Annotated in this window: 14 protein-coding genes; 6 read left to right on the top strand and 8 right to left on the bottom strand. The window is 71.1% G+C overall.

Annotated elements, in window-relative coordinates; all coding sequences use genetic code 11:
• The first annotated feature begins 37 nt into the window (after window positions 1-37).
• The 4 genes from ACFWB8_RS22790 (at window position 38) to ACFWB8_RS22775 (ending at window position 4,890) form a co-directional block, all read left to right on the top strand.
• Window positions 38-3,250 carry a nitrate- and nitrite sensing domain-containing protein gene (locus ACFWB8_RS22790; RefSeq protein ID WP_385229958.1) on the top strand — a complete coding sequence of 1,071 codons (3,213 nt, stop codon included), beginning with the start codon at window positions 38-40 and terminating at the stop codon, window positions 3,248-3,250.
• 10 nt (window positions 3,251-3,260) lie between these two features.
• Window positions 3,261-3,674 carry a roadblock/LC7 domain-containing protein gene (locus ACFWB8_RS22785; protein ID WP_007266772.1) on the top strand — a complete coding sequence of 138 codons (414 nt, stop codon included), beginning with the start codon at window positions 3,261-3,263 and terminating at the stop codon, window positions 3,672-3,674.
• Window positions 3,675-3,767: 93 nt separating this feature from the next.
• On the top strand, window positions 3,768-4,325 hold the full coding sequence (locus ACFWB8_RS22780) for a DUF742 domain-containing protein (RefSeq protein ID WP_385229955.1): 558 nt from the start codon (window positions 3,768-3,770) through the stop codon (window positions 4,323-4,325).
• Window positions 4,306-4,890: an ATP/GTP-binding protein gene (locus tag ACFWB8_RS22775; protein ID WP_007266770.1), complete on the top strand. Its 585-nt coding sequence runs from the start codon at window positions 4,306-4,308 to the stop codon at window positions 4,888-4,890. Before ACFWB8_RS22780 ends, ACFWB8_RS22775 begins: the two co-directional genes overlap by 20 nt.
• A gap of 143 nt (window positions 4,891-5,033) precedes the next feature.
• Here the strand turns inward: ACFWB8_RS22775 and ACFWB8_RS22770 are convergent, their stop codons facing one another.
• Both ACFWB8_RS22770 and ACFWB8_RS22765 read right to left on the bottom strand, forming a co-directional pair.
• Window positions 5,034-5,237, bottom strand: coding sequence for an acyl-CoA carboxylase subunit epsilon (locus ACFWB8_RS22770; RefSeq protein ID WP_385229952.1), 204 nt, complete (start codon window positions 5,235-5,237; stop codon window positions 5,034-5,036).
• Window positions 5,238-5,260: 23 nt separating this feature from the next.
• Window positions 5,261-6,844: an acyl-CoA carboxylase subunit beta gene (locus tag ACFWB8_RS22765; protein WP_385229949.1), complete on the bottom strand. Its 1,584-nt coding sequence runs from the start codon at window positions 6,842-6,844 to the stop codon at window positions 5,261-5,263.
• A gap of 256 nt (window positions 6,845-7,100) precedes the next feature.
• Between ACFWB8_RS22765 and ACFWB8_RS22760 the strand changes: the two genes are divergently transcribed.
• Entirely contained in the window at window positions 7,101-7,712 is a 612-nt protein-coding gene (locus tag ACFWB8_RS22760; RefSeq protein WP_385229946.1) for a YceI family protein, read from the top strand.
• A 29-nt stretch (window positions 7,713-7,741) separates the two neighbouring features.
• On the opposite strand, the gene ACFWB8_RS22755 is transcribed toward ACFWB8_RS22760, so the two are convergent.
• The 6 genes from ACFWB8_RS22755 to ureA all read right to left on the bottom strand — a co-directional run bounded on the left by ACFWB8_RS22755 (window position 7,742) and on the right by ureA (window position 15,301).
• Entirely contained in the window at window positions 7,742-9,088 is a 1,347-nt protein-coding gene (locus ACFWB8_RS22755; RefSeq protein WP_385229943.1) for a hypothetical protein, read from the bottom strand.
• 149 nt (window positions 9,089-9,237) lie between these two features.
• Complete coding sequence (cimA, locus tag ACFWB8_RS22750; protein WP_385229941.1) at window positions 9,238-10,866, bottom strand: citramalate synthase; 1,629 nt, start codon at window positions 10,864-10,866, stop codon at window positions 9,238-9,240.
• Between the two features lie 282 nt (window positions 10,867-11,148).
• The gene (locus ACFWB8_RS22745; RefSeq protein ID WP_385229938.1) at window positions 11,149-11,763 is read right to left on the bottom strand and encodes a TetR/AcrR family transcriptional regulator; all 615 of its coding nucleotides are present in this window, start codon (window positions 11,761-11,763) and stop codon (window positions 11,149-11,151) included.
• 35 nt (window positions 11,764-11,798) lie between these two features.
• Window positions 11,799-12,833: an agmatine/peptidylarginine deiminase gene (locus ACFWB8_RS22740; RefSeq protein ID WP_385229935.1), complete on the bottom strand. Its 1,035-nt coding sequence runs from the start codon at window positions 12,831-12,833 to the stop codon at window positions 11,799-11,801.
• Window positions 12,834-12,860: 27 nt separating this feature from the next.
• Window positions 12,861-14,543: an urease subunit alpha gene (locus ACFWB8_RS22735; protein ID WP_385230040.1), complete on the bottom strand. Its 1,683-nt coding sequence runs from the start codon at window positions 14,541-14,543 to the stop codon at window positions 12,861-12,863.
• A gap of 47 nt (window positions 14,544-14,590) precedes the next feature.
• The gene (ureA, locus tag ACFWB8_RS22730) at window positions 14,591-15,301 is read right to left on the bottom strand and encodes an urease subunit gamma (protein ID WP_385229932.1); all 711 of its coding nucleotides are present in this window, start codon (window positions 15,299-15,301) and stop codon (window positions 14,591-14,593) included.
• Between the two features lie 155 nt (window positions 15,302-15,456).
• Here ureA and ACFWB8_RS22725 point away from each other — a divergent pair, with 155 nt between their 5' ends.
• Entirely contained in the window at window positions 15,457-16,884 is a 1,428-nt protein-coding gene (locus ACFWB8_RS22725) for a cytosine permease (protein ID WP_385229929.1), read from the top strand.
• Window positions 16,885-16,928: the final 44 nt, after the last annotated feature.

Raw genomic sequence — 16,928 nt, 5'->3', positions numbered from 1 at the left:
AACTAGCTAGTAGCACCGCCGAGAGGTTGTTGGTCGAGTGAGGCGAAGCAACTCGAGCCCCGCGGATGAACCCGCGCGCGGCAACTTCACCCCGCCGCCGCGCGCGGCCGCGTCACCCATCGACGTACCCGTGGACCCCCCGGCGAGCGGTGGCAGCACCAGCAGGTTCTCGCCCCGCAACTGGCGTGTGCCGACGCGTCTGAACGCCATCCTGCTCGTACCCGTCCTCGTCGGACTGGTCATGGGCGGCTTCCAGGTGAAGGGCTCCATCGACACCTGGAACGAGGCCAAGGACGCCGAGAAGACGGCCCGCATCGTCCAGGCGGCGGCCGAATACGGCCAGGCCCTCCTCAACGAGCGCGACGTCACGGCCGAGCCGCTCCTCAAGGGCGACAAGAACAACGAGGCCGTCGCCAAGGCCTACGCGGCCACCGACTCCGCCAAGGCCAGGTTCGCCGAGGCCGCGAAGGACCTGCCGCAGAAGCAGGGCCTGGAGCGCCGCCTCCAGCTCTTCCAGCAGGAAGAGCCGAAGCTGGAGCTGGTCCGCAAGTCGGCCTACGTGGCGCCGGAGACCGCGAAGAAGAACCTCCCCACGACGGCGGGCCCCATCCCGACCGAAGAGGGCTACCTGCTGGTCCAGCACTACCTCATGCAGTTCTCCAACGAACTGGGCCTCGGCACCGGCAACGTGACCTCGTACGGCCGCATGGTCTACGCGGTGGAGCTGGCCAAGGCCGCGAACTCGCTCCAGCGTTCCGTGGGTACCCACCTGCTGGTCCGCCCGAGCGACAACGAGGAAGTCCGCAAGGCACAGCTGGTCGCCTTCTCCTCCTACGCCTACCTCGAAGAGATCGCCATCGGCGAGTTCGTCGCCGCGGGCACGGAGGAGGACACCAACCGCCTCCGCGAGATCATGGCCAAGAAGTCCCAGGACGGCGCCGCCAAGCTCGCCGAGGCCAAGACGGCCGCGGAACAGGCCGGCACGGTCTTCAAGGCGCCCCCCCTGGTCAACGGCTCCGCGCTCACCGGCATGACCGAGGCGATAGCCAGCGGCGAGAAGAACACCAAGCTGGCCCAGGCGGGCACCACCCCGCCGGCCTGGCAGGCCGCCGCCACCGCGAAGTTCGACGGGTACGCCGAGATCGAGAAGGAATTCCTCGACAAGGCCCTCGCGGAGAGCATCGCGATCTCCGACAGCGCCCGCAACGACGCCATCATCAACGGCGCCATCGTGGTCGTGGCCCTCCTCGCCGCCTTCATCCTGGCCGGCATGATGGCCCGCCAGATGAGCCGCGCGATGAGCCGCCTGCGCACCGCCGCCTTCGAGGTCGCCGAGCAGCGCCTGCCGATGCTCGTCGACCAGCTCTCGCGCACCGACCCGGGCAAGGTCGACACCCGCGTCACCCCGATCCCGATCGACTCCCAGGACGAGATCGGCGAGGTCGCCCGCGCCTTCGACCAGGTCCACCGGGAAGCGGTCCGGCTCGCCGCCGAGCAGGCGCTCCTGCGAGGGAACGTCAACGCGATCTTCACGAACCTCTCCATGCGCAACCAGTCGCTGATCGAGGGCCAGCTGACCCTCATCACCGACCTGGAGAACAACGAGGCGGACCCGGACCAGCTGGAGAACCTCTTCCGCCTGGACCACCTGGCCACCCGTATGCGCCGCAACGGCGAGAACCTCCTCATCCTCGCGGGTGAGGAACCGGGCCGCCGCTGGGACCAGCCGGTCCCCCTCGTCGACGTCCTGCGCGCCGCCTCCTCCGAGGTGGAGCAGTACGAGCGCGTCGAGCTCTCGGGCGTCTCCGAGGCCGAGATCCACGGCCAGGCCGTGACCGACCTCGTGCACCTGCTCGCCGAGCTGCTGGAGAACGCCACCACGTTCTCCTCCCCCCAGACCAAGGTCCGGGTCAACGCCACGCGTCTGCCCGACGGCCGCGTCATGGTCGAGATCCACGACAAGGGCATCGGCCTGACCGCCGAGGACTTCGCGGACATCAACCACAAGCTGGCCAACCCGCCGACCGTGGACGCCGCGATCTCGCAGCGCATGGGTCTGTTCGTGGTCGGCCGGCTTGCGGACCGCCACGGCATCCGCGTCCAGCTGCGCCCCTCGGGCGAGGCGGCCGGCACCACGTCGCTGGTCATGCTCCCGGACGCCATCACCCACGGTGGTGGTGGCGAGGGGATACCGGAGGACGACTTCACGGTCTCCTCGATGATCCCGCAGCAGCAGGCGCAGCAGCCCGCGCCGCTGCGCACGGCGGCCGAGCTCGGCTTCGACGACTCCCGCTACGATGTCCACCGGGCCGACCAGCCGGGCGCCGACGGCCGCGAACTCGACCCCGTCGGGCGGTCCCTCGGCCGCGAGGAGCGCCGGGCCGCGCTGGAGGCCCAGGTGGGCTATCCGCAGGCGCAGCCCGAGTACCCCGGCCAGGAGTATCCGGAACCCCAGCCCGAGCACGGCTACCAGCCGTACCAGGGCTACGAGCAGCAGCCCGAGCAGGGGTACGAGGACTCGTACGCCTCCCAGCGCGCTCAGCAGCCCCAGGAAGCGCCCCAGGGATACCAGGCCTACCCGCAGCAGGGGTACGCGTATCCGGAAGCCGAGTACGCGGATCAGCAGCAGGACGGTCCGGCCTACGGCAACGGGTACGAAGCCCAGTCGCAGCAGGCGGAGTGGCCCGAGCAGAACACCTACTCCGGGGCCTACCAGCAGGATTACGGGACCGAATCGGAATCCCCGGCCGCTCCCGAACCGGCCCCGGAACGCGTAGGCTTCGACCGTCCGGGTGCCGCTGCCGACACCGGTCACCAGATGACCGGAGCGGGCCTGCCGCGCCGCGGCAGCCAGCAGCAGGGGCGGTCGGCACAGCAGGAAGCGGAGTCCACCGGATCCCTCTTCGAGCAGCGGCCGCAGCGTCAGCAGCAGCCCGCTGAACCGGAGCGGGCCCCGGAGGAAACTGAAGGCACTGAGGCCTGGCGCTCACGCAACGACGAGCGCTGGCAGCAGGCTGGCAAGCTCCGCGAGCCGAAGGCGGGCGGGATCACCCCGTCCGGTCTCCCTCGGCGGGTACCCAAGGCCAACCTGGTCGAGGGTGCTGCGGAGACGACCCCGCAGGGCGGCCCCCAGGTCTCCCGCGCTCCGGAGGACGTCCGCGGCAGGTTGAGCAACCTGCGGCGCGGTGTCCAGCAGGGACGCAGCGCGGGTTCCGAGCAGTCAAGTAACAGCTATGACCAGGAGCGTTAGTGTGAGCCCGATGAGCCAGGCGGCACAGAACCTGAACTGGTTGATCACCAATTTCGTGGACAACACCCCAGGGGTGTCCCACACGGTGGTGGTCTCCGCCGACGGCCTTCTTCTGGCGATGTCCGACGGATTCCCGCGCGACCGCGCCGATCAGCTGGCGGCCGTGGCCTCCGGGCTGACGTCGCTCACCGCCGGAGCCTCCCGCATCTTCGAGGGTGGCGCCGTCAACCAGACGGTGGTCGAGATGGACCGGGGGTTCCTCTTCCTCATGTCCGTCTCCGACGGATCGTCCCTCGCGGTGCTCGCGCACCCCGAGTGCGACATCGGCCTCGTGGGCTACGAGATGGCTCTTCTGGTGGATCGTGCGGGCACCGTACTGACGCCGGACCTGCGTGCGGAGCTGCAGGGAAGTCTTCTCAACTAGCAGACAGGCAGTGCGTTTCGCGCCATCGCACCATAGGGTGCGGTGGCGCGGTTCCACAGGAAGTACTGCGTTCTTGGAGTCGGAGGAGGAAACGTGACAACACCCGGAGGACATCCTTATGGCGGCGCGCAGCAGCCGCAGGGTGGGCACGACCAGAACCGCTTCAACTTCCCCTCCTCGCCCAGCAACCGGCCCGCGCCGGAGCACAACCCCTACCAGCAGCCGTACGGGCAGCCCCCGCAGCACCAGCAGCCCGGGCGCCCGTCGCAGCAGCCCCACCGGACCTCGCAGCCGCAGGCCCCGAAGGCTCACAACCCGCTGGTGCGCCCGTACGCGATGACCGGCGGCCGGACCCGGCCGCGCTACCAGCTCGCCATCGAGGCGCTGGTCAGTACCACGGCCGATCCCGCCCGGCTGCAAGGGCAGTTGCCCGAGCACCAGCGCATCTGCCGCCTGTGCCAGGAGATCAAATCCGTCGCGGAGATCTCGGCACTTCTCTCCATTCCTCTTGGTGTCGCCCGGATCCTCGTCGCCGACTTGGCGGAGGCGGGCCTCGTCGCCATTCACCAGCCCGGCGGCGATGAGTCTGCCGGCGGCCAACCAGATGTGACACTGCTCGAAAGGGTGCTCAGTGGACTTCGCAAGCTCTAACGGCGGAGCGGCTCCTCGCTCCACCACCTCCGCGAAGATCGTGGTGGCGGGCGGCTTCGGCGTGGGCAAGACCACGTTCGTCGGCGCGGTCTCCGAGATCAACCCGCTGCGCACCGAAGCCGTCATGACGAGCGCCTCCGCCGGCATCGACGACCTCACCCACACCGGGGACAAGACGACCACCACGGTCGCGATGGACTTCGGCCGCATCACCCTGGACCAGGACCTGATCCTGTACCTCTTCGGCACCCCGGGCCAGGACCGCTTCTGGTTCATGTGGGACGACCTGGTCCGCGGCGCCATCGGCGCCGTCGTGCTCGTCGACACCCGCCGGCTCGCCGACTGCTTCCCCGCCGTCGACTACTTCGAGAACAGCGGCCTGCCCTTCGTCATCGCCCTGAACGGCTTCGACGGACACCAGCCGTACACCCCGGAGGAAGTCCGCGAGGCCCTGCAGATCGGCCCGGACGCCCCCATCATCACCACCGACGCCCGCCACCGCGCGGACGCCAAGAGCGCGCTCATCACCCTGGTCGAGCACGCCCTCATGGCCCGCCTGCGGTAGCGTCCGCCCGCACACTCACGAAGGCCCCCCGTGCCGTCCGGCGCGGGGGGCCTTCGCCTTGGGCCCCGTACGCCCGGGCCGGGGTACGCGAAGGGCCCCGCACCCTGGGAGGGGTGCGGGGCCCTTGCGTCGCGCTCGGAGGCTCAGCCCTGCCAGCTGTGCGGGGCGCGGAAGCCCGGGGTGCGCTCCAGGCGGCGCCAGCCGGCCTGGGAGCGGGGGTGGGTGCCGGCGTCCTCGGGGGCGGCCGCGGCGCGGGCGAGGAGGATCGCGGTGATCGCGGCGAGCTCCTCGGGGGCGGCGTTGCCCTTTTCGACGCGCAGCAGGGTGTCGGTGGTGGTGACGCTCATGGGTGGCAGGTCTCCTTCGCTTGTTACTGCGGCGGGTTGCCGTGCTTGCGGGACGGCAGATCGGCGTGCTTGTTGCGGAGCATCGCGAGGGCGCTGACGAGCACCTCACGGGTCTCGGCGGGGTCGATGACGTCGTCGACGAGGCCGCGCTCGGCCGCGTAGTACGGGTGCATCAGCTCGGCCTTGTACTCCTTGACCATGCGGGCGCGCATGGCCTCGGAGTCCTCGGCGTCCGCGATCTGCTTGCGGAAGATGACGTTGGCGGCGCCTTCGGCGCCCATCACGGCGATCTCGTTGGTGGGCCAGGCGTAGGTGAGGTCGGCACCGATGGACTGGGAGTCCATGACGATGTAGGCACCGCCGTACGCCTTGCGCAGGATCAGCGAGATACGGGGCACCGTCGCGTTGCAGTACGCGTACAGGAGCTTGGCGCCGTGGCGGATGATGCCGCCGTGCTCCTGGTCGACGCCCGGCAGGAAGCCGGGGACGTCCAGCAGCGTGATGATCGGGATGTTGAAGGCGTCGCAGAGCTGGACGAAGCGCGCGGCCTTCTCGGACGCGTGGATGTCCAGGACGCCGGCGAGGTGGCCGGGCTGATTGGCGACGATGCCGACGACCTGGCCGTCCATCCGCGCCAGGGCGCAGATGATGTTGCGGGCCCAGCGCTCGTGGATCTCCAGGACGTCGCCTTCGTCGACGAGCTCCTCGATGACCTTGAGCATGTCGTACGGGCGGTTGCCGTCCGCGGGGACCAGGTCCAAGAGGACGTCCGAGCGCCGGTCGGCGGGGTCGTCGGTCTGGTGGACCGGGGGGTTCTCGCGGTTGTTGGAGGGGAGCATCGAGATGAGGTAGCGCACCTCGGAGATGCAGGTCTCCTCGTCGTCGTACGCGAAGTGCGCGACGCCCGAGGTCTCGGCGTGCACGTCGGCGCCGCCGAGGCCGTTCTGGGTGATCTCCTCGCCGGTCACCGCGCGGACCACGTCCGGGCCGGTGATGAACATCTGCGAGGTGTCGCGGACCATGAAGACGAAGTCCGTGAGCGCCGGGGAGTAGGCCGCGCCGCCCGCGCACGGGCCCAGCATGACCGAGATCTGCGGGATGACTCCCGAGGCCCTGGTGTTGCGCTGGAAGATGCCGCCGTAGCCCGCGAGGGCGGAGACGCCCTCCTGGATGCGGGCGCCGGCGCCGTCGTTGAGGGAGACCAGCGGGGCACCGGCCGCGATGGCCATGTCCATGATCTTGTGGATCTTGGCGGCGTGGGCCTCGCCCAGGGCGCCGCCGAAGATGCGGAAGTCGTGCGCGTAGACGAAGACGGTGCGGCCCTCGACCGTGCCCCAGCCGGTGATGACACCGTCCGTGTAGGGCTTCTTGGACTCCAGGCCGAAGCCGGTCGCGCGGTGGCGGCGGAGCTGTTCGACCTCCTTGAAGGAACCCTCGTCGAGCAGCAGCGCAATGCGTTCGCGGGCGGTCAGCTTGCCCTTGGCGTGCTGGGTCTCGGTCGCCCGGTCGCTGGGGCCGCGCCGCGCCTGCTCACGCAGGTCGTGCAGCTCGGCCACGCGGCCGCGGGCGTCCGTCGGCTCGCTCGGAGTCTGGTCCACAACGGTCATGTACCGACCTTACGAAGAGCACCATGAAAATCCTCCGTTGAATCCACACAGTCTCGGGTGTCTTCCGCTGTCCGGGCCGGACAGAAGTGTCCCGTGAGGCGCCGACACCACCAGCGGGGACCTCTGTCCTTTGTGGACATTCAACAAAACTGCCCGACACGGGCCCAGGATGTTGAAATTTGAACGGAATGGGTCTAGCGTCGTTGTTGTTGAAGGTTCAACCAGAACCGAGCAGCACTCTTCCGAGGAGGAAGCCATGGGTCTCTTCACCCGCCGCAGCCAGGACACGAACACCACCGCCGTCGCCACGCTCGACGTGGACCCGGCCCTCGCCGCGCTCACGGGCGACTACGTCATCGACGCCGGCCACAGCAGCATCGGCTTCACCGTCCGACACGCCATGGTCACCAACGTCCGCGGCAGCTTCACCGACCACGAGGGCACCCTGCACCTCGACGGCAGCGACCCGTCCCGGTCCACGGCCGCCATCGACGTCAAGATCGCCTCGGTCGGCACCGGCATCGCCGACCGCGACGCCCACCTGCGCAGCGGGGACTTCTTCGACGCCGAGGCCTTCCCCCTGATGAGCTTCCGCTCCACCGAGGCGGCCCAGCTCGGCGGCGACGCGTACCGCATCACCGGCGAGCTGACCATCAAGGACATCACGCGCCCACTCTCCATCGACCTGGAGTTCGCCGGCTCCGCCACGGACGTCTACGGCAACGAGCGCGTCGGCTTCGAGGGCTCCGCCGAGATCCTGCGCTCCGACTGGGGCCTGACCTGGAACGCCGCGCTGGAGGCGGGCGGTGTGATGGTCAGCGACAAGGTGAAGCTGACCTTCGACATCTCCGCCATCAAGCAGGCCTGACCCCGGCCGACCGGCCCCGCAGGGGGCGGCTAGTCGAAGCCGCCCCCGCCGTCGAAGCCGCCACCGCCGCCGAAGTCCCCGCCACCGAAGTCCCCGCCGCCGAAAGCGGACGGGTCGAAGTCGGCTCCGGAGACCTCTCCGCCCTCGAAACCGCCGCCCATGCCGCCGCCGAAGTCGGAGGCGTAGGCGGGACTCGACATCATCGAGCCGAGCATCGTGCCCATGAGCAGACCGGGCAGCATGCCGCCGCCGAAGTAGCCGCCGGCCCAGGGACCGTACGCCGGGCCGGCGTCGTAGTAGGGGCGCGGCCCGTGTTCGGTGTCGACCGTGCGGATCGCCGGGTCCAGACCGTCGCGCAGTCGCACGGCGTCCGCCGCGCAGACCGGCACGGTACGGGCGGCCCCGCCCGCCGGGGCCCAGGACGCGTCCTCGGTGCTCGGCCCGTGCCGCGGGTCGAAGAAGCACGGGGAACGGCGCTCGGGCAGCGGCCGGCCCTGCCGGCGCGCGTCCAGGCACACCAGGGCGTACCGGCCGTCCTCCAGAGCCTGGGTGACCCCCTTGACCTCCTCGGGGTGCTGGACCGAGGCCATGATCTGCTTGGCCCTCTCGTAGGAGTCCAGCCCCTGCTCGTAGTCCCGCCGCATGGCGTCGTCGGCACCGGGCTCGCCGGGGTGGAAGTCCAGCCGGTCCAGCTCCTCGCCGAAGGCCGTGATGTCCTCGTCGACGACCACGCTCAGGCGCTCGATGGCCTCGCGCCGCGTCTCTTCCTTCTTCTTGCGGTTGCGCTTGACCAGGGCGTACGCGCCGCCACCGCCGACGGCCGCGACCGCACCGAGCGCGATCAGGCCGCCGACCGGGGCGCCGCTGTCGCTGCCCGTGGAGCCCCAGGAGGCCGGGGCCTTGCCCTTGGCCTGGGAGAGGGCCTGGTCCACGAAGTTGTTGAGTTCGGTGGACGCGTCCACGGCCCCGCCCGCCTTCACCGCGTCGGTGAGGTTGCGTACGGCGTTGGCCGGCATGACGGACTTGTCGGCGCCGGCATTGAAGCCGTCGCCCAGCCGGACCGCGTAGAGCCCGGTGACGCCGGTCTCGGTGCGGATCGTGCGGAGCACGCTGGCGGCGGGGAAGTCGGCGGTGGCCGGCAGCACGGCGACGAACACCGGCTTCCCGGCGTCCTTGATCTTCTTCGCGAGCGCGTCGGCCTGCGCCTTCGGCAGCTGCGCCTCGGCGCGGGGGTCGACGTAGACCGGGCCCTCCTTGAGGGCCTCCCCCACGGCGGCGGGTCCGGTGGCGGCCACTGCCTGCGGGGCGGCCACGAGGGCGGTCGCCGACAGGGCCAGCAGCAGTCCGGAGAATACGGATATAAGCCTGGTCCTCATGGTTATGACGCTACCCGAACCGGATGTTTCCTGTGTTAGCAGGACATAAGACCGTCTCCCCTGGCCCGCGGACGGCGAGAGCCACCCGGGCGAGGCGGCCTCCACCGCGGCGGACCTCGCCGGGGGCGAAACCCGGCGAGGCCTGTTGGCTACTCGGCCGGTTCGACGCCCGCGTGCAGCAGGCCGTAGGTGAAGGCGTCCTCCAGCGCCTGCCAGGACGCGGCGATCACGTTCTGGGCCACGCCCACCGTGTTCCACTCGCGGACCCCGTCCGTCGTGGCGATCAGCACGCGGGTCGTGGACTCCGTGCCGTGCTTGCCCTCCAGGATGCGGACCTTGTAGTCCACCAGCTCGAACTTGGCCAGCTGCGGGTAGAACCGCTCCAGCGCCACCCGCAGTGCCCGGTCCAGCGCGTTGACCGGGCCGTTGCCCTCCGCCGTCGCGACGATCCGCTCACCCTTGGCCCACAGCTTCACCGTGGCCTCGTTGGCGTGGGTGCCGTCCGGGCGGTCTTCGACGATCGCCCGCCAGGACTCGATGCGGAAGTACTTGCGCGCCCGCCCCTCGGCCTCGGCGCGCAGCAGCAGCTCGAAGGAGGCGTCGGCGGCCTCGTAGGTGTAGCCCTGGAGCTCCCGCTCCTTGACCCGCTCGACGACCCGGGAGATCAGCGCGCGGTCCCCGCCGAGGTCGACGCCGAGCTCCTTGCCCTTGAGCTCGATGGAGGCGCGGCCGGCCATGTCGGAGACCAGCATCCGCATGGTGTTGCCGACCCGCTCGGGGTCGATGTGCTGGTAGAGGTCGGGGTCGACCTTGATGGCCGAGGCGTGCAGGCCCGCCTTGTGCGCGAAGGCGGAGACGCCGACGTACGGCTGGTGCGTGGACGGGGTCAGGTTCACGACTTCGGCGATGGCGTGCGAGATGCGGGTCATCTCGGCGAGGGCGCCCTCGGGGAGCACCTGGCGCCCGTACTTGATCTCCAGCGCGGCGACGACCGGGAAGAGGTTGGCGTTGCCGACGCGCTCGCCGTAGCCGTTCGCCGTGCACTGGACGTGGGTGGCGCCGGCATCGACGGCGGCCAGGGTGTTGGCGACCGCGCAGCCGGTGTCGTCCTGGGCGTGGATGCCCAGGCGCGCGCCGGTGTCGGCGAGGACGGTGGCGACGGTGGCGGTCACCTGCGCGGGCAGCATGCCGCCGTTGGTGTCGCAGAGGATGACCACGTCGGCACCGGCCTCGTGGGCGGTGCGTACGACGGCCTTCGCGTACTCGGCGTTGGCGCGGTAGCCGTCGAAGAAGTGCTCGCAGTCGACGAAGACCCGGCGGCCCTGGCCGACCAGGTGGGAGACGGTGTCGCGGACCATCTCCAGGTTCTCCTCGAGGGTGGTGCGCAGGGCGAGCTCGACGTGCCGGTCGTGGGACTTGGCGACCAGCGTGATCACCGGGGCGCCGGACTGCAGCAGGGCACGGACCTGCGGGTCGGTGGCGGCCGAGCCGCCCGCCCGGCGGGTCGCGCCGAAGGCGACGAGCTTGGCGTGCTTGAAGTCGATCTCGGCGCGGGCGCGGGAGAAGAACTCCGTGTCGCGGGGGTTGGCGCCGGGCCAGCCGCCCTCGATGAAGCCCACCCCGAAGTCGTCCAGGTGCCGGGCGATGGTCAGCTTGTCCGCGACCGTGAGGTTGATGCCCTCACGCTGGGCGCCGTCGCGCAGGGTGGTGTCGAAGACGTGGAAGCTGTCGTCGAGGCCCCCAGACGGCACGGTTGCCGCCTCTGGTGTCGTCGTCATGCTGATCTGACTCCTGTCGGGTGAGTGGTTTCCGGATGCCCGGGATCCACTGCCCCCATCATCGCGCGCTGTCCGGCCCCGGCATGATGTGCGCCGGAAAACGAAAAGACCTCTCGCGGGTGCGAGAGGTCTGCGCGCGGGTCTGGGGCACGATGGCCGCCTCCGCGAAGTTCTTCCACGGTTCAGCGGTCACTGCGGACCGGCGCGCTGCTGTCCATAATCATGAGCTGAGCAGGCACGCCCGAAGTGTGGCACAGCGGCCCGCACCCATGGACACATGTCTCACGATACGAGCGCCTCGTCGAGGAATTCCGAGACGTGGTCCAGGATGTCGCCCCGCCCCATCCCCGGCAGTCCCACGGCGACCTGGATGCTGAACCCGTCGAGCAGGGCCCGCAGCCGGGCCCCGAAGCGGTCGGGGTCCACCGGCCGGAACTCCCCGCGCGAGATGCCCTCGGCGAGCAGGGCCACCAGGTCGCGGTGCCAGGCGCCCTCGATGGCCTCCTGCCGCTCGCGCTCCTGCGGGCCGGCGTTCTGGGAGCGGTTCCAGACCTCCAGCCACAGCGTCCAGTGCGGATCGCGCGCGGCCTCGGGCACGTACAGGTCCACGTACGCCTGCAGGCGCTCGCGGGCCGGGCCCCGCCGGGACAGCAGGGCCCGCCGCTCGACGCCCAGGGCCGCCTCGCTCCACTCCAGGGTCTGGAGCAGGAGCTCGTCCTTGCTCCCGAAGTAATAGAGGAGGTGGCCGCTGCTCATGCCGACCTGGCGGCCGAGGCCGGCCATGGTGAGGCCGTCCAGGCCGCGCTCGGCGATCGTGGCCATGGCGGCGGCCAGTACGTCCTCGCGCGGGGGCGCGTTCTTCCGCGCCGCGCGCACCGGTACCTCGCCCGCCACCATGGGCCGCTCCTGTCGGTATGCCGTGGTCCCCTGGGTCAGACCTTCGGCTGCTGCTGGGTGATGCAGTGGATGCCGCCACCCCCGGCGAAAATCGTACGTGCGTCAACGAGTGTCACGGTCCGCTCGGGGAACAGACCGCGGAAGATCTCCGCCGCCTCCTCGTCGCGCGGGTCGTCGAAGGAGCACAGCACCACGCCGCCGTTGCACAGGTAGTGGTTGATGTAGGAGTAGTCCACCCACTCCCCGTCCTCTTCGAGCACCGTCGGCGCGGGGACCTCCACGACCTCCAGCTGCCGGCCGCGGGCGTCGGTGGACGCGCGCAGGATGGCGGCGATGGTCTTGCAGCGCTCGTGGTCCGGGTGGGCCGGGTCGGGCTGGGTGTGGACCAGCACCACGCCGGGGCGGGCGAAGGCCGCGACGATGTCCACGTGGCCCTGGGTGCCGTACGTGCCGTAGTCGCCGGCCAGGCCGTAGGGCAGCCAGATCGCCTTGGTGGTGCCCAGGTGGGCGTGGATCTCGGCTTCGACCTCCTGGCGGCTCCAGCCGGGGTTGCGGCCCTCGCCCAGCTGCACGGTGTCGGTGAGGAGCACGGTGCCCTCGCCGTCGACGTGGACGGCGCCGCCCTCGTTGACCAGGCGGGTGCTGAAGGTGCGGGTGCCGGCCAGGTCCGAGACGTGCCGGGCGATCTTCGAGTCGTGGTCCCAGCGGGCCCACTCCTGGGCGCCCCAGCCGTTGAAGGTCCAGTCCACGGCCGCCAGCTCGCCGGCGTCGTTGGTGACGAAGGTCGGACCGATGTCGCGCATCCAGGCGTCGTCGAGTTCCTGCTCGACCAGCCGGACGTCGTCGCCGACGATCGCGCGGGCGCCGTCGGCGTCACCGGGCGACACCACGAGGGTCACGGGCTCGTACGTGCGGACCGCGCGGGCGACGGCGCCCCAGGCTTCCCGGGCCTCGGCGAGCTCGGCGTCGTTGGTGAAGGTCGGGTTGGGGCTGGGCCAGGCCATCCAGGTGCGCTCGTGGGGCGCCCACTCGGCGGGCATCCGGAATCCGTGGTCTGCGGGCTTGGTCATGGCAGGGTCCTTACGGGCTTTGCTGACTTACAAGAAGTACAGGCGGTTGAGGGAGACCGAATCGGCCGCTTCGGAGCGCAGCGGCTCCCCGTCGAGGGAGACGAGGCCGCTGCGCGCGTCCACATCGACCGCGCCCACCCGGGAGTTGAGGAGCAGGTCCGCGGGGCCGATGCCGCGGGTGCCGCGGACGGCGACGCGGCGCCGGCGGGTCGGCATCTCGTCGCTGCCCAGCGCCGCCGCGGCGGCCGAGACGAAGGCGACGGAGATGTCCGCGGCGGTGGCGCCGTACGAGCCGAACTGCGGTCCGAGGACCAGCGGCTCGCAGGTGTCGGTGGCCGCGTTGGGGTCGCCGGTGACCCCGTACGCCGGGAAGCCGGACTTGAGGACCAGCTGCGGCTTGGCGCCGAAGAACTGGGGGCGCCACAGCACGATGTCGGCGAGCTTGCCGACCTCGATGGAGCCGATCTCGTGGGCCAGGCCGTGGGCGATGGCGGGGTTGATGGTCAGCTTGGCCATGTAGCGCAGGACGCGGGCGTTGTCGTCGCCCTCGCCGTCGCCGGCCAGCGGGCCGAGCTCGCCCTTCATCTTGGCGGCCATGGCGAAGGTGCGGCGGATGGTCTCGCCCGCGCGGCCCATGCCCTGGGCGTCGGAGGAGGTGATGCCGATCGCGCCCAGGTCGTGCAGCACGTCCTCGGCGCCCATCGTCCCGGCACGGATCCGGTCGCGGGCCATGGCGGCGTCGCCGGGGAGGTCGGGCTTGAGGTCGTGGACGGAGACGATCATGCCGTAGTGCTCGGCGACCGCGTCCCGGCCGAAGGGCAGGGTCGGGTTGGTGGACGAGCCGATGACGTTCGGCACGCCCGCCATCTTGAGCACGTTGGGGACGTGTCCGCCGCCGCAGCCCTCGATGTGGAAGGCGTGGATGGTGCGGCCGTCCAGGACGCGCAGGGTGTCCTCGACGGAGAGGCACTCGTTCAGGCCGTCGCTGTGCAGGGCGACCTGTACGTCGTACTCCTCGGCCACCCGCAGGGCGGTGTCCAGGGCGCGGGTGTGCGCGCCCATGTCCTCGTGGACCTTGAAGCCGGACGCGCCGCCCTCGGCCAGGGCCTCGACCAGCGGGGCCGCGTCGGAGGAGGAGCCGCGGGCGAGGAAGCCGATGTTGACGGGCCAGGCGTCGAAGGCGTTGAAGGCGTGCTTCAGCGCCCACGGGGAGTTGACGCCGACGCCCCAGACGGGGCCGAACTCCTGGCCGATGACCGTGGTGACGCCCGCGGCGAGCGAGGCCTCCATGATGCGCGGGGAGAGCAGGTGGACGTGGGTGTCCACGGCTCCGGCGGTGGCGATCAGGCCCTCGCCCGACACGATGCTCGTCCCCGTGCCGACCACGACGTCCACGCCGTCGAGGGTGTCGGGGTTGCCGGCCCGGCCGATCGCGTGGATGCGGCCCTCGCGGATGCCGATGGAGACCTTGCGGATGCCGAGGACGGCGTCGATGACGAGGACGTTGCTGATCACGACGTCGCAGGTCTCGCGGACGGCTGCGGCCTTCAGGTGCAGTCCGTCGCGCGCCGTCTTGCCGAAGCCGGCCAGGAACTCGTCGCCGGGCTTCTGGGCGTCGTACTCGACCCGGACGGTCAGCCCGGAGTCGCCGAGGCGGACCCGGTCCCCGGCGCGGGGGCCGAAGACGGAGGCGTACTCGTGCGGGTCGATGTGCCGGCTGCCCGGCGCGCAGTGGTCGCTGTGGGGGGTCTGACGGCTCACGCCTGTGCTCCTTCACTGCCGGTGTCGCCCACGCCGAGGTACCCGCAGGCCGCCGCGCGGCGCAGGGCTTCCGCCTTGGCCCCGGGGGCGTCCAGGGGGCCGTCGACCAGGCCCGCGAAGCCGACCGCGATGCGGTCTCCGCCGATCGGGACCAGGCCGACCTCGCCCTCGCCGTGGGGGTCGAACCGGACGGACGAGCCGGCCGGTACGCACAGCCGCATGCCGTAGGCCGCGGCGCGGTCGAAGTCGAGGCGGGGGTTCGCCTCGAAGAAGTGGAAGTGGGAGGTGACGCTCACCGGCACGGGGGCCGTGTTGCGCACGCGCAGGTGGAGGACCGGCTCCGGCTGCGGGGTGCCGGGGCCGGGCAGGACCGCGCCCGGGGCGTCGTCGCCCAGGCCCGCCGCGCCCCGGATCGGGGAGGAGACCACCGCGAGGCGGGAGCCGTCGTCGAAGACGGCCTCCACGTGCACCTCGGCGACCACGTCCGCGACCCCGGGCAGCACGTCGTCGGGGCCCAGCACGCTGCGGGCCTCCTCGATGGCCTCGGCCAGCCGCCTGCCGTCGCGCGCGGCCTCGCAGACCGTGTCCGCGATCAGCGCGGTGGCCTCCGGGACGTTGAGCTTCAGGCCCCGGGCCCGCCGGGCTCTGGCCAGTTCCGCTGCGCTGCGCAGCAGCAGCCGGTCGCGCTCCGTAGGGGTCAGCCGCACGGCGATCCACCACCTTTTGCCTCGATGGGTTAGAGCATGACTCTAACTCTTCATTTCTTCGCAGGGAATCATTGACCTAAGACCTGGGCTTAGGTCACATTGAGTGTCGCTCAAACATTGCGCAACCACCCCCCGCCCTGCCAAGGGAGTCCCTCATGCCCATCGAACAGCGCGGAGTCGACACCATCCCCGACGAGGAGCGCACGAGCGGTCCCCGTGACCTGATGTCGATCCTCCTCGGCTCCAATCTCTGCCTCGGTGTGATCGTCTTCGGCTGGCTGCCTCCGTCCTTCGGGCTGGGCCTGTGGCCCTCGGTCACCGCGATCGTGACCGGCACCCTCGTGGGCATCGCCTTCACCGCGCCGCTGGCACTGGTCTCGCTGCGCACCGCGACCAACCTCTCCACCTCCAGCGGCGCCCAGTTCGGGGTCCGCGGCCGGCTCGTCGGGTCCGTGGTGGGGCTGCTGCTCTCCCTCGGCTACACCGCGCTGACCCTGTGGATCGGCGGCGACGTGATGGTGGGCGTGCTGTCCCGCCTCACCGGGCTGCCGGACACCGGCGTGTCGCGGGCCGTGATGTACGGCGTACTGGCCGCGTGTACCGCCGGGGCGGCCGTCTTCGGGTACCGGCTGCTGCTGCGGATGAGCAAGATCCTGTCCGTCGGGATGGTGGCCCTGCTGGCCGCCGGCGTCTTCGCGTACGCCCCGGACTTCACCACCGCCGCCCCGCCGGACACCTCGTACCTGCTCGGCTCCTTCTGGCCGACCTGGATCCTCGCCGCCGTGGCCGCCGGGCTCAGCGGGCCCGTCGCCTTCATCACCCTGCTCGGCGACTACACCCGTTACATCTCCCCCCGCGAGCACAGCTCCCGCAAGGTGTACTGGGCCACCGGCCTCGGCCTGCTGGTCGGGCTGCTGATACCGCAGCTGTTCGGCACCTACACCGCGCTCGCCGCCGAGGCCGGCGCCGAATACGCCGGGCCGCTCGTCGACGCCGCGCCGTTCTGGTACCTGGCCCCGCTGCTCCTGGCCGCCGCGGCCGGCTCGGTGGGCAACGCCGGGCTGATGCTCTACTCGATGGGCCTCGACCTCGACGCCATCGTCCCGAAGGCCACGCGCACCACGGCCACGATCATCGCCGCGGCCGTCGCCACCGCCTTCGTGTTCTTCGGCTCCTTCGAGTGGGACGTGCAGTCGGCGATGACCTCGTTCGTCCTGCTGCTGACCGCCATCGGCACCCCGTGGGCCGTGATCACCCTGATCGGCCACGTCCGCTGCCGCGGGCGGTACGACGCCGACGCGCTCCAGGTCTTCAACCGCCGCTCGGTGGGCGGGATCTACTGGTACCGCTCCGGCTGGAACGTGGCCGCCACCGCTTCCTGGGCGATCGGCGCCGGGGTCGGCCTCCTCGCGGTGACCACCCCCTTCTACGAGGGCCCGCTCCTCGCGCTGACCGGTGGCGTGGACTGCTCCTTCGTCCTCTCCGGCCTGACGGGCGGCCTCGTGTACGCCGCCCTCACCGCCCGCCGCACCCCCGCCGCGACCCCCGCGGCCGAGCCGGCCGAGGAGCCGGCGGTCGCGTAGGACCTACCCCCGTACGTACGAAGGCCCGCGCCCTGGACGTCCAG

The sequence above is a fragment of the Streptomyces sp. NPDC060031 genome (assembly GCF_042736805.1).
GTDB lineage: Bacteria > Actinomycetota > Actinomycetes > Streptomycetales > Streptomycetaceae > Streptomyces.
The sequence above is the reverse complement of the archived record's forward strand: the minus strand, read 5'-3'. Positions and strand labels throughout refer to the sequence as shown.

Excerpts from the sequence above, each read along its gene's own strand:
- ACFWB8_RS22760 (WP_385229946.1), top strand. The coding sequence starts at position 7,101 with ATGGGTCTCTTCACCCGCCGCAGCCAGGACACGAACACCACCGCCGTC.
- ACFWB8_RS22770 (WP_385229952.1), bottom strand. The coding sequence starts at position 5,237 with ATGAGCGTCACCACCACCGACACCCTGCTGCGCGTCGAAAAGGGCAAC.
- ACFWB8_RS22725 (WP_385229929.1), top strand. The coding sequence starts at position 15,457 with ATGCCCATCGAACAGCGCGGAGTCGACACCATCCCCGACGAGGAGCGC.
- ACFWB8_RS22765 (WP_385229949.1), bottom strand. The coding sequence starts at position 6,844 with ATGACCGTTGTGGACCAGACTCCGAGCGAGCCGACGGACGCCCGCGGC.
- ACFWB8_RS22785 (WP_007266772.1), top strand. The coding sequence starts at position 3,261 with ATGAGCCAGGCGGCACAGAACCTGAACTGGTTGATCACCAATTTCGTG.
- cimA (WP_385229941.1), bottom strand. The coding sequence starts at position 10,866 with ATGACGACGACACCAGAGGCGGCAACCGTGCCGTCTGGGGGCCTCGAC.
- ACFWB8_RS22745 (WP_385229938.1), bottom strand. The coding sequence starts at position 11,763 with ATGGTGGCGGGCGAGGTACCGGTGCGCGCGGCGCGGAAGAACGCGCCC.
- ACFWB8_RS22740 (WP_385229935.1), bottom strand. The coding sequence starts at position 12,833 with ATGACCAAGCCCGCAGACCACGGATTCCGGATGCCCGCCGAGTGGGCG.
- ACFWB8_RS22755 (WP_385229943.1), bottom strand. The coding sequence starts at position 9,088 with ATGAGGACCAGGCTTATATCCGTATTCTCCGGACTGCTGCTGGCCCTG.